Source organism: Amycolatopsis sp. La24 (genome assembly GCF_029087445.1).
Lineage (GTDB): Bacteria > Actinomycetota > Actinomycetes > Mycobacteriales > Pseudonocardiaceae > Amycolatopsis > Amycolatopsis nivea.
In genome coordinates, this window is sequence record NZ_JARACH010000002.1 from 359,317 (window position 1) to 370,735 (window position 11,419).

The following is an 11,419-nucleotide window of genomic DNA, read 5'->3' on the forward strand; positions in this document are numbered from 1 at the left end:
CGCGAAGACTGAACGCGTTTGGTCACTGATGCTCCTATGGTTTGTCAAGCGGTAGCTGGAAGTTCGTGGTCGGGGGCGTGCAGTGTGGTGATGACTTTGTAGATCTCGCGGGCGAGGTAGCGTTTGAGGCAGCGAAGGATGTCCTTTGTGGATAGTTGTTGCTGGGCGCGGCGGTCGCGGTAGGCGCGGGTTCTGGGGCAGGTGGCCAAGCGTGTGCAGGCGATCAGGTGCAGGGCGCGGTTGGCTTGGCGGTCGCCGCCGCGGGACAGGCGGTGGCGGTGGGTCTTGCCGCTGGAAGCGGGGATTGGGGCGGTGCCGCAGAGAGCGGCGAAGGCGGCCTCGGATCCGATTCGGTCGGGGTTGTCGCCGGCGGTGATCAGGAGCTGGGCGGCGGTCTCGTAGCCCACGCCGTGGATGGCGATCAGCCGGGGACAGGCCCGTTCAACCAGCGGCCGCAGCTGGGCATCCAGATCAGCGATCTCGGTGGTCAGGTTGCGGTGGCGGCGGGCCAAGGCGCGTAGCGCCACCCGGGCAGCTGCCTGCGGGCTGGCCGGGTCGCCTGCCGGGCGCAAGCGCAGGCATGCCTCAACCAGGCCGACCGCGCCGAGGCCGCGTAGCCGGTCGCGCAGGTCGGCTGGGGCGGTCACCAGCAGCGACCGTAGCTCGTTCATCGCGGCCGTACGGGATTTAACCGCGCCGGCGCGGGTGGTGTGCAGGGTGCGGATTGCCTCCACGATTCCGCTGCCCGCCTTGGGAATGGCCGTGGCCCGGCCGGCGAGCACGGCCTCGGCGGCGGCGTAGGCATCGAGCGGGTCGGACTTGCCCTTCGCGCGGCGCTGGCGGCGGTCGGGCCGGTTGACCTCGACAACCGTCACGTCCGTGCTGGCCAGGTGGCGCGCCAGGCCCGCCCCGTAAGAACTGGTGCCCTCCACGCCGACCGCGTGCAGTCTGCCGTGTGAGCGCAGCCAGCTCAGCAGCTGGTCGTATCCCCGCTGGGTGGCGGGGAACTCCGCATCGGCCACCCGCGCGCCGTTGAGCAGCACCACCGCCGCGTGATGGGTGTCGCCGTGGGTGTCCACCCCACCGGCAATCCTGCGCTTGCTGGGCTTTTTCATCTGACCGCGTTGTGCCATCCTGGGGCCTGTCGCCTTCCTGCGGGACGTTCCGGGCAAGGCGGCACGCGCCGGACGGCTGGGCGGACAAACCAGTGATGGGCGGTCGCAAGCTCCTATCAAGTCACGTCCCGGCCCTCCGGCGCGTACCAAGCAGACGCCCCGGCAAGGCCGACAGATCGGGGCGAAGACACTCCCATTCGAGGTCAGGGTTTGATCGAGTCAGACCCCGCCGGTGACGTCTGCCCCGCAAGTCTCACTGGGTTTGATGGAGACTCCACGTGTGAGTGGAGAATATGATCATGGGACGGTCGTCGAGGTACCCGCGTGAGCTGCGTGAACGCTCGGTTGCGTTGGTGTTTGAGCAGGTGGGGCAGTATTCGTCGCAGTGGGACGCGATCCGGTCGATCGCGGAGAAGGTGGGGGTGACGGCGGAGACGCTGCGCCGGTGGGTGCGCCAGGCGGAGGCGGGTGCCGGGGAGCGACCGGGGCCGACGAGCGCGGAGGCGGAGCGGATTCGTGAGCTTGAACGCGAAAACCGAGAATTGCGTCGGGCGACGGAGATTTTGAAAGCGGCGTCGATTTTCTTCGCGTCAATGTCATGATCTTGGTGTCCGGCAGGGTTCGCTCGTTTCTTCGCTGCCCCAGGCGACTGGTGGCTTGTCCTGATGTGCGGCCCCGCCGGACACCCGCTGGGCGAGGATGTGGCTTCATAGGAGCGCGCCGCAGGCCCGATTGACGCGTGCCCGCCTCGCCCGATGGTGTCATCGGTCTGCGAGGAAAGGGAACCCGGGTTGAGCATGGTCGTGATCGGTGTGGATGCGCACAAACGCAGCCACACGCTGGTAGCCGTTGACGGGATCGGCCGGAAGCTGGCCGAGCGGACGGTCGGCACCACCAGCGAGGACCACTTGAAGATTGTGGAATGGGCCGGCCAGTGGCCGAACGCGCGCTTCGCGGTCGAGGATTGCCGGCATGTCACACGCAGGCTGGAACGTGACTTGCTGAGCGCCGGGTGCGCGGTGGCGCGGGTGCCCACCCATCTGATGGCCGCGTCCCGTCGCAGCGGGCGCGCGCCCGGGAAGTCCGACCCGATCGATGCGTTGGCAGTGGCGCACGCGGCTCTGCGCGAGCCAGACCTGGCCGTCGCGCAGCTGGATGGGCCGACTCGCGAGGTGAAGCTGCTGGTCGACTACCGCCACAACCTCGTCGAGCAGCGCACGGAGCTGATCAATCGGTTGCGCTGGCACCTGCACGAAATCGACCCGAACTTGCATGTCCCCGCGCGTGGTCTGCGCCGTTACTGCGTCATCGATGAGTTGGCCCGCCGCCTGGCCGGCCGCGACGGTCTTGTGGCGCGCATCGCCCGCGAACTGCTGGCTCGCTGCCGGGAGCTCACGATGCAGATCAACGCCCTGGAGCGTGAACTGCGTGACCGGGTGCGCGTCCTGGCGCCCACGCTGCTGGAAGTCCCCGGCTGCGGGGTTCTGGGCGCCGCGGTTATCCTTGGGGAAACGGCTGGGGCGCAACGGTTTCGCTCGAAGGACGCTTACGCCCGGTTCAGTGGAACCGCCCCGATCCCCGTCTGGTCGGGCAGCAGCTCTGGCAAGGTCCGGCTCAATCGCGGCGGCAACCGCACCATCAACTGCGCCCTGCACATGATCGCCATCACCCAGGTTCGAGGCATCGGACCGGGCAAGGACTACGTCGACAAGCTCCTCGCGCGCGGCAAGACCCGCAAAGAGGCCATCCGCCTGCTCCGGCGACGGCTCTCCGACGTTGTGTTCCGCGCACTTCTGGCCGACGAGCACCGTGCCGCGCCGGCCAAGCGGCCGACCACAACCGAATCTGCACCGCTGCCGCAGGCGGCTTGACATAGGGGCTTGACATAGGAGCATCAGGGAGCTCGACCCTCGACAGTCACGCTCGTAACGTTCATCACGGAATGCAAGGACCGGTTCGGAGTCGAGCCGATCTGTACCACGCTGACCGAGTTCGGTGTGAAGATCGCTCCGTCCACTTACTATGCGGCTTTGACGCGCCCGAAGTCGGCGCGGGAGGTGCGTGATGAGGAATTGAAGAAGGAAATCCAGCGCGTGTATGACGAGAATTACCAGGTTTACGGCGCCCGGAAGATTTGGCGGGAATTGCGGCGTGAAGGCGTCGCGGTGGGGCGGTGCCGGGTGGAGCGGCTCATGCGGAACATGGGCCTGGCCGGCGCTGTTCGTGGGAAGACGGTCCGTACCACCGTGTCCGACAAGGACGGTGTCCGAGCCCTGGACCTGGTGAAACGCCAGTTCACGGCGGGCGCGCCGAATCGGTTGTGGGTGGCGGACTTCACCTACGTGTCCACCTGGGCGGGCACTGTGTATACCGCGTTCGGGATTGACGTGTTCTCCCGAAAAATCGTCGGGTGGACGTGCAGCATGTCCAAGGAAACAGACCTAGTCCTCGACGCCATCGACGCCATCGAAATTGGCTTGCGGGACAGATCGTACCAGTGGAAGGAAGGTGAGGACAAGCTGGTTCATCATTCTGACGCGGGCAGTCAGCTTGAGATCAATCGGTCGTCGCAACACCGGCTTGCTGGAGCGACAATAGCTGATCGTTGAGGGCTTCGGCAGGCGTCTTCCAGCCAAGTGCCTTGCGGGGCCTGCTATTGAGAGCGGCAGCAACGGCGTCGAGTTCGTCACGGCTCCAGCGGGACAGATCGGTGCCCTTGGGAAAGTACTGGCGCAGCAAGCCGTTCGTGTTCTCGTTGGTGCCGCGTTGCCAGGGACTGTGCGGGTCGGCGAAGTAGACCTTGATGCCGGTATCGATGCGCAGCCGGGCGTGCTGGGCCATCTCCTTTCCGCGATCCCACGTCAACGACCGCCGCAGCGGTTCGGGCAGCGTGGCGATGGCCGAGGCGATCGCGTCCCGGACGGCCTCGGCGCCGCGGCCGGCGAGAGCGGGACCGTTGTGCACTCGCGGTTCGACGCCGTGACCGTCCATGCGAGGCAGGTGAAGCAGCATCGTGAACCTGGTGCTCCGGTCGACCAGCGTGCCGATCGCGGAGCTGCCCACGCCGATGATCAGTCGGGTAGCGGGGACGCATTACTGCGTCCCCGCCCCCTCAGAACCGTGCAAGCAGCTGTTCACCGCACACGGCTCAAGCAAGCCCCAAGGGCTCGGGGTCAGGAGAAGGCGCGGGATTTGTCGGCCTGACGGCTCCAATCCGTCGCCGACAAAGGGTGTGAAGGAGACGGAGCCTGTGATCGTCCGGCGAGTCATCGTCTGTGAAGGCGATGTACTGCTTGGAGATCGCCTTCCTGATGACGGCCCGCCACGTTTCCCATTCGTGGGGGCTTCGTGGCGGGTGATCGGCGTGCAACAGAAGTCCTCCGCAGGTCGGGCAACTGAGGTTCCGACTTGTATGTGGCTACCGGTTGGACAGGTTGGATGATCACTGGCCGTAGTCTGCCGGAGGTGTCGGGTTGGGCTCGCTCGTGAGGTTCCTGCCGCCCGGATGGGTTGGCTCGCCGGGGGTGTGTGGCCTGGCTCGGCACCGGCTGCGGTCTGACTCAACAGAGGTGTGAGCGTCACAGGCTGAAAGTCGGAATGTCGACCGCGGCTTCCCGTATCTCGCATGGAGGAGCGCGGTTGATGGTCGTCATCGGGGTTGATCCGCATAAGTCCAGCCACACGGCGTCGGCGTTGGATCCGCAGACCCACCGTCCACTGGAGACGGTTCGGATCGACGCGGCGTTACCGGAGTACCGCCGGTTGCTGGCGTGGGCGAAGCAGTTCTCCGAGCGCCGGTGGGCGGTGGAGAACGCGCGAGGGCTCGGGCGGCACCTGGCGCAATGGTTGATCGCACGTGGCGAGACAGTGGTGGACGTGCCGCCGACGGCCACCGCCAGGGTCCGGGAGCTTTCCCGAGGCGGGCGCCGCAAAAACGATGCTCTGGATGCCGCGGCAGCGGCCAGCGTGGCCGCCCTGCAAGGCGATGCCCTGCCGGTGACTGCCGAGGGCGCCTCGACAGTGCTGGGGCTGTTGGACGAGCGTCGCCTCAACCTGACCCAGCAGCGCACGCGCACGGTCAACCAGTTACACGCCCTGCTGCGTGACTTGCTTCCCGGCGGCGTGCCCACCGACCTCACCGCCGACCAGGCCGCCGCCGCTCTGACCCGAAGCCGACCGCAATCGTCAGTTGAACGAGCCCGCAAGGACCTCGCCCGGGAGCTGATCACCGACATCCGCGCGCTGGATCGCCGGCTGAAAGCGAACAAACAACGCATGGAAGAGGCGATCAAGGACTCCAATAGCCGCCTGACCGACATCGCCGGCGTGGGGCCGGTCGTGGCAGCCCGGCTGCTGGGACGCACCAGCCTGGCATCTCGATTCCCGACAGCCGCAGCTTTCGCGGTCTACACCGGTGTCGCACCCATCGAGATCGCCAGCGCCGACAAGGCCCGGCACCGACTCTCACGCCAGGGCGATCGCCAACTGAACAACGCCCTGCACACCATCGCCCTCACACAGGTGCGCATGCACGGCAGCCGGGGACGCCTCTACTACGACCGCAAGATCGCCGAAGGCAAGACCCACAACGAAGCCATGCGCTGCCTCAAACGCCGACTCGCCGACCACGTCTGGCGCACCATGATCGGCGACGAACAACGCCACGCTCCGTCAACACCACCACCACTTCACGCAGCCGCTTGACAAACACAGAGGAACCCCCGGGGAGTGGACACCGAGTTAGCAGGACGACCGTCCTGCTGGAAGGATGTCCATCATGCCTCCTCGCAAACGCCGGTCCTGCACGGCCGAGTACAAGGTCGAGGCTGCGCATCGTGTGATCGATTCCGACCGCACGATCGCCGACGTCGCCCGCGAACTGGGAATCGACCCAGGGATGTTGAGCACCTGGGTCAAAGACGAGCGGCGCAGGATCGCCGCCGCCGAGGTCCACGGGGAGAAACCCCTGGAGCCGGCCGAGCGGGCCGAGCTGGCGCGGCTGCGACGGCAGGTCGGCGAGTTGGAGAAGGACAACGCGTTCCTGGTAAAAGGTGTGCCACGAACACGAGACGCTGCGTGAAGTAGGTCAGGTAGCAGATCGTGGTGCTGTGCGGATGATGAAGGGGTTGTGGCCCTTCGGAGTCGCCCGTCGGGTGGGAGGCTCCAAACCACCTCATGCTGCGTTGGCTGACGACCGTCGTGGTGAGCGATGAGGAAAAGGTGCCCCGTTGGAGGGCGTCAGGCGGGGATCAGGAAGACGAACGTGAGTGAATCGCTGACGACGTGTCGAAATGGAAACAGATGACATCGAAACCGGGGCGTCTTTTTGGCACCGGGATAAGTCTGGCGGGGGTCCCGATTTCTGGCCAGGCGGTGTCCGGCATGGAGGCGACGTGAGCCTGATCTGCGGCGTTCGCACGGAACGTGGGAAGGCATGCCCTGATACTGCTGCTTCGGCAGCGAGAGGGAGTGCGCCAAGCAGCAAGAACTGTAAGGCGTTGAGTACCGATGCGGGGCGTGCTGGCGGACCGGCTCGTAGTAGTGGTGAAGCGCCTGTAATGGGTGTGGAGCGAAGGGGCCGGACCATTCGGGTCGCTGATGCGGTCAACCGGCAGCAGCCGGGAGGAGCCGCGTGAGTCGATCAGGGCCGTTGATGAAGCCGTTCGAAATTTCGAAATGGGCTGTGGCAAAAGCGTTTGGCAGGGTCAAGGTGAGTTTCCCCCCGTTTGGCGGACACCTGCGGTGTGGGGTCAGTGATCTTGGTCTGACCGGGTGTGCAAGGCGTCAAAGGTGACGGGGCTGTGCATCCCGATGGCGGAGTGTCTCCGTTTCGGGTTGTACCAGCATTCTATCCATTCGAATATCGCGTTGGCAAGCTGGTCGCGGGTTTCCCATTGTTTCTGGTCGAGGAGTTCGAGTTGGAGGGTTCCCCAGAACGATTCCATCATCGCGTTGTCGTAGCAGTCGCCGACGGTGCCCATGGAGGCGAGCAGTCCGGCGGCGCGGAGTCGCTGTCCGAATGCCCAGGAGGTGTATTGGGAGCCGTGGTCGGAATGCAGGATCGTCGCATTGTGGTCGGGTTTGCGTCGGATGATGGCCATGCCGAGCGCGTCGGTGACGAGTTCGGTGCGCATGTGGCCGGCGATGGACCAGCCGATGATCAGCCGGGAATGGGCGTCCATGACCGCGGCGCAGTACAGTTTCCCTTCGGCAGTGGGGTGCTCGGTGATGTCGGTGATCCACAGCCGGTCCGGCTCGGTGACGGCGAAGTGGCGGTTGACCAGGTCCGGGGCGGGTTCGGCGGCCGGGTCGCGAATGGTGGTCCGGGCTCGTTTCCGCCGGTAGAGGCCCTGGATGCCGGCCTCGCGCATGAGCCGTTCGACGCGTTTGCGGTTCACCGGCAGGCCCAAGCCCAGCGTCAATTCGGCGTGGACTCGCGGTGATCCGTAGGTTTGTCGGGAATCGGCATGGATCTGCTCGACGTGTTTCAGCAGCAGCTCGTTGTCCCGGTCTCGCTCGGATATCGGCCGATCGCGCCAGTCGTAATACCCGGAACGGGACACGTTCAGGACCCGGCAGGCCACCGCGACGTCGATTCCGTCGGCGGCGAGTTCGTGGACCAGCGGGAACGTTACTTTGGGAGGATGTTCTCGCGCGCGAAGTAGGCGGCGGCCCGTTTCAGGATCTCGTTTTCCAGTTCGAGTTGCCGGTTTTTGCGGCGCAGCTCGGCCAGTTCCTTCTTTTCCGAGCTGGAGAGCCGGGTGGCCGAACCGTTTTCGTCGGTGTCGGCCTGGGCCATCCAGTTGCGCAGGCAGGACTGGCTGATGCCCAGATCTTTCGCCAGTGCGGCGACGGGTTTGTCGCCCAGCCGGGCCAGCTCGACGGCACGCTGACGGAACTCAGGCAGGTGTGGTGCAGGCACGAGAACATCCTCCCTGGTGACCGGCGGTCACCTCAGGTGAGGTGTCCGGACAACCGGGGGAAGCTCAAGGCCAACAAGGGTGCCGCCGGGGTCGACAGTGTGTCGATCGAGGAATTCGAAGCCGACTTGCGGAACAATCTCTACAAGGTCTGGAATCGGATGTCCTCGGGGACGTACTTTCCGCCGCCCGTGCGGGCGGTGGAGATCCCGAAAACCGGTGGCGGAGTTCGTGTTCTGGGTGTTCCGACGGTTGCGGACAGGGTTGCGCAGACGGTGGTGGCCATGGAGATCGAGAAGCGGGTGGAGCCGATGTTCCATCCCGACTCGTACGGTTATCGGCCGAAACGCTCGGCGCTGCACGCGGTCGCGGCGTGCCGGCGGCGGTGTTTGAGAGCCGAGTGGGTGCTCGACTTGGACATCTCGAAGTTCTTCGACACCGTGGATCACGAACTGATGATGAAGGCGGTCCGGGCCAACACCGACTCAGCTTGGGTGGTGTTGTATGTGCAGCGGTGGCTGTCCGCGCCGCTGCAACGTTCGGATGGGACGCTGGAACGACGGGACCGGGGAACCCCTCAAGGGTCTGTGGTATCCCCGATTTTGGCGAACCTATTCATGCACTACGCCTTCGACGCGTGGATGGCTCGGAAGTTCCCGGGCGTCGCGTACGAGCGGTATGTGGACGACGCCGTTGTGCACTGTGTCAGCGAGAAGCAAGCGCTGATGCTGCGCGACGCCATCACCAAGCGCCTGACCAAGGTCGGGCTGACGCTGCACCCGGACAAGACGAAAGTCGTGTACTGCCAGAACTGGAACCGGCGGACCGGCTCGTATGAGCACACGTCGTTCACGTTTCTGGGGTACGAGTTCCGGGCGCGGACCGCGCGGGACAAAAACGGTCAGTTGTTCGGGTCGTTCCTGCCTGCGATCAGCAAAGAGGCCGAGAAGCGGATCAACCGCGAAGTGCGCGGTTGGCGGCTGCATCGGCATACCGACTGGACTCTGGGCCAGATCGCGCGATGGATCAACCCGATCGTGCGGGGCTGGTTGCAGTACTGATGGTGCTCTCCGAATAGGGCCAGTCCTGCTCTCTGAAATTCCCCAGTTGGGGTGTCCTGTTGGCGCGTCGTTTGCGCTGGTCAGTGGCCTCCGGGTGACGGTTTCGGTGTTGATCACCGTGACCGTGGCCGGAGGCGTGGATGCTCACTCTGGAGGAAGACGTGGAGGCGCAGGCGCTGCGTGCTCAAGGCTGGTCGGTCTCGGCGATCGCGCGACATCTCGGGCGTGACCGCAAGACCATCCGCCGCTACCTGTCCGGCGAGGTGGTGCCGGGCAAGCGCCGGTCGGCGCGGCCGGACCCGTTCGAGCCGTTCGTGGCCTACTGCCGCGCCCGACTGGCCGACGACCCGCACCTGTGGGCGGCGACGCTGCTGGACGAGGTCACCGAGCTCGGCTACGAGGGCGGCTACTCGACGTTCACCAGGGCGCTGCGCCGCTATCAGCTGCGCCCGCACTGCGAGCCTTGCCAGGTTTCCCGCGGCCGAGACGTCGCGATCATCACCCACCCGCCGGGCGAGGAAACCCAGTGGGACTGGCTCGAACTGCCGGACCCACCCGCGAGCTGGGGCGCCGGGAAGCAGGCACATCTGCTGGTCGGGGCGCTGGCGCACTCGAGCAAGTGGCGCGGCATCCTGGCCGATGCCGAGGACTTCCCACACCTGGTCGAGGCCCTCGACGCGGTGGTCCGGCGCCTGGGCGGGGTGACCCAGGTCTGGCGCTTCGACCGGATGGCCACGGTCTGCCACCCCGCCTCCGGCCGAATCACGGCTGCGTTCGCGCAGGTCGCGAAGCACTACGGGGTCCGATCGGTGACGTGTCCGCCGCGGCGCGGGAACCGCAAGGGCGTGGTCGAGAAGGCCAACCACTCGGCCGCGCAGCGCTGGTGGCGCACCCTTGGCGACGACGTCACGATCGCCGAGGCCCAGGCCAGGCTGGACCGGCTCGCGGCCAAGCTTGACAGCCGCCGCCGGGTCCTCGACGGCGAGCGCACCACCGTCGCCGGCCTGGCCGCTGCCGAGCGGCTGCATGCCCCGCCGTTGGTCGCGTTCCCGGCCGAGTTCGACCTGCCCCGGACCGTCACACCGCAGGCGCTGGTCGCCTTCCGCGGCAACTCCTACTCCGTCCCACCCGGGCTGGGCGGCGCGCAGGTTCAGGTCCGCCACCGGCTCGGCGCAGACATGCTGCGGATCGTCACCGAGGGCGGCGCGACGGTCGCGGTCCACCACCGCGCCCCAGACGGGGCCGGGCGGGTCGTGCGCGATGACGGGCACGTGATCGCGCTCGAACACGCCGCGATGGGCGCGTTCAGCACCGATCGGCTCTGCACCCACAAGACGCGCCGGCCGCCGTCGGCGGCGGCGTCGGCCGAAGCAGCACGACTGCGCGGCCTGCCCGCGACGGGGCCCGCGGCTCACGTCGTGATCGACCTGGCCACCTACGCCGCCACCGCGGCGAAGCTGGCCAGCGCACCCACCCATGAGACCTATGAGTCCGAGGAGGACTGATCACTTGTCCGGAAACCGTTCAGGGCCACAGATGAGCGAGGCCCGCCGCTATCAGCAACTCCGTTCGCACTTCTCCTATCTGAAGCTCGACAACGCCGCCGAAGCCCTGCCCCGAATCCTCGACCAAGCTCGCGCGGAGAACCTGTCGATGACCGCGGCGCTGGAGCGGCTGCTGGAGATCGAGGTCAACGCCACCGAAGAACGCCGCCTGGCCGGCCGGTTGCGGTTCGCCTGCCTCCCGGATCCCTGGACCCTGGCGGACTTCGACTTCGCCGCCCAGCCTGGGGTCGACGAGAAACTCATCCGCGACCTGGCGACGTTGCGGTTCCTCGACGACGCCTCAAACGTGTTGTTCGTCGGGCCGCCCGGGGTCGGCAAGACGATGCTCGCCACCGCGCTCGCGCGCGGGACGGCCGAAGCCGGCAACCGGGTCTACTTCACCACCGCGGCCGACCTCGCCGCTCGCTGTCACAAGGCCGCGGTCGAAGGGCGCTGGCAGACCTGCATGCGGTTCTTCGCCGGACCGAAACTGCTCGTGATCGACGAGCTCGGCTATCTCCCGTTGCCCGGAGACGGGGCCTCGGCGTTGTTTCAGGTGATCAACCAGCGTTACCTCAAGTCGTCCACGATCTTGACGACGAACGTCGGCATTGCTGACTGGGCAACGGCTTTCGGTGACGCGACCGTCGCGGCGGTTATCTGACTGCTCGGGTTGAGTGTCCACGATGTACACGATTGGGTTGGCGTGCCTCCCTTGCGTCCGTTGTGGACGGATTACCTTGCTCCGTCTATGACGGGATCAGCGTTGAGGGTGCAGC

General features: G+C 66.4%; 10 protein-coding genes and 2 pseudogenes. 8 read left to right on the forward strand and 4 right to left on the reverse strand.

What is annotated here, in order from left to right; all coding sequences use genetic code 11:
- Window positions 1-44: 44 nt before the first annotated feature.
- Complete coding sequence (locus PUT80_RS05340) at window positions 45-1,115, reverse strand: IS110 family transposase (protein WP_229858590.1); 1,071 nt, start codon at window positions 1,113-1,115, stop codon at window positions 45-47.
- Between the two features lie 299 nt (window positions 1,116-1,414).
- On the opposite strand from PUT80_RS05340, the pseudogene PUT80_RS05345 reads away from it, so the two are divergent.
- The 3 genes and pseudogenes from PUT80_RS05345 to PUT80_RS05355 all read left to right on the forward strand — a co-directional run.
- A pseudogene (locus PUT80_RS05345) lies at window positions 1,415-1,702 on the forward strand (transposase); the annotation flags it as partial.
- A 210-nt stretch (window positions 1,703-1,912) separates the two neighbouring features.
- Window positions 1,913-2,986, forward strand: coding sequence for an IS110 family transposase (locus PUT80_RS05350; RefSeq protein WP_101434552.1), 1,074 nt, complete (start codon window positions 1,913-1,915; stop codon window positions 2,984-2,986).
- Window positions 2,987-3,049: 63 nt separating this feature from the next.
- On the forward strand, window positions 3,050-3,724 hold the full coding sequence (locus tag PUT80_RS05355) for an IS3 family transposase (RefSeq protein ID WP_107503638.1): 675 nt from the start codon (window positions 3,050-3,052) through the stop codon (window positions 3,722-3,724).
- Here PUT80_RS05355 and PUT80_RS05360 read toward each other — a convergent pair.
- Window positions 3,672-4,190 (reverse strand): annotated as a pseudogene (locus tag PUT80_RS05360) (IS30 family transposase); the annotation flags it as partial. The gene PUT80_RS05355 and the pseudogene PUT80_RS05360 sit on opposite strands and share 53 nt — an antisense overlap.
- A gap of 567 nt (window positions 4,191-4,757) precedes the next feature.
- Here PUT80_RS05360 and PUT80_RS05365 point away from each other — a divergent pair.
- Both PUT80_RS05365 and PUT80_RS05370 read left to right on the forward strand, forming a co-directional pair.
- Window positions 4,758-5,819 (forward strand): IS110 family transposase, encoded by a 1,062-nt coding sequence (locus PUT80_RS05365; RefSeq protein ID WP_101435776.1) that lies wholly within the window; start codon window positions 4,758-4,760, stop codon window positions 5,817-5,819.
- A 64-nt stretch (window positions 5,820-5,883) separates the two neighbouring features.
- The gene (locus PUT80_RS05370) at window positions 5,884-6,195 is read left to right on the forward strand and encodes a transposase (protein WP_101436350.1); all 312 of its coding nucleotides are present in this window, start codon (window positions 5,884-5,886) and stop codon (window positions 6,193-6,195) included.
- Window positions 6,196-6,865: 670 nt separating this feature from the next.
- Here the strand turns inward: PUT80_RS05370 and PUT80_RS05375 are convergent.
- Window positions 6,866-7,738, reverse strand: coding sequence for an IS3 family transposase (locus PUT80_RS05375; protein WP_244194938.1), 873 nt, complete (start codon window positions 7,736-7,738; stop codon window positions 6,866-6,868).
- Window positions 7,739-7,746: 8 nt separating this feature from the next.
- Window positions 7,747-8,037, reverse strand: coding sequence for a transposase (locus PUT80_RS05380; protein WP_101440879.1), 291 nt, complete (start codon window positions 8,035-8,037; stop codon window positions 7,747-7,749).
- A gap of 36 nt (window positions 8,038-8,073) precedes the next feature.
- Here PUT80_RS05380 and ltrA point away from each other — a divergent pair, with 36 nt between their 5' ends.
- The 3 genes from ltrA (at window position 8,074) to istB (ending at window position 11,304) form a co-directional block, all read left to right on the forward strand.
- Window positions 8,074-9,096, forward strand: coding sequence for a group II intron reverse transcriptase/maturase (gene ltrA, locus PUT80_RS05385; protein ID WP_208637358.1), 1,023 nt, complete (start codon window positions 8,074-8,076; stop codon window positions 9,094-9,096).
- A gap of 140 nt (window positions 9,097-9,236) precedes the next feature.
- Complete coding sequence (istA, locus tag PUT80_RS05390; protein ID WP_183127884.1) at window positions 9,237-10,601, forward strand: IS21 family transposase; 1,365 nt, start codon at window positions 9,237-9,239, stop codon at window positions 10,599-10,601.
- A gap of 31 nt (window positions 10,602-10,632) precedes the next feature.
- A complete protein-coding gene (gene istB, locus PUT80_RS05395; protein ID WP_275291257.1) occupies window positions 10,633-11,304 on the forward strand; it encodes an IS21-like element helper ATPase IstB in 672 nt (223 codons plus the stop codon).
- The last annotated feature ends 115 nt before the right edge of the window (window positions 11,305-11,419 follow it).

What these genes read in the sequence shown, in the direction of transcription:
- istA (WP_183127884.1), top strand. Translation starts at nt 9,237, where the DNA reads ATGCTCACTCTGGAGGAAGACGTGGAGGCGCAGGCGCTGCGTGCTCAA.
- istB (WP_275291257.1), top strand. Translation starts at nt 10,633, where the DNA reads ATGAGCGAGGCCCGCCGCTATCAGCAACTCCGTTCGCACTTCTCCTAT.
- PUT80_RS05350 (WP_101434552.1), top strand. Translation starts at nt 1,913, where the DNA reads ATGGTCGTGATCGGTGTGGATGCGCACAAACGCAGCCACACGCTGGTA.
- PUT80_RS05370 (WP_101436350.1), top strand. Translation starts at nt 5,884, where the DNA reads ATGTCCATCATGCCTCCTCGCAAACGCCGGTCCTGCACGGCCGAGTAC.
- PUT80_RS05365 (WP_101435776.1), top strand. Translation starts at nt 4,758, where the DNA reads ATGGTCGTCATCGGGGTTGATCCGCATAAGTCCAGCCACACGGCGTCG.
- PUT80_RS05340 (WP_229858590.1), bottom strand. Translation starts at nt 1,115, where the DNA reads ATGAAAAAGCCCAGCAAGCGCAGGATTGCCGGTGGGGTGGACACCCAC.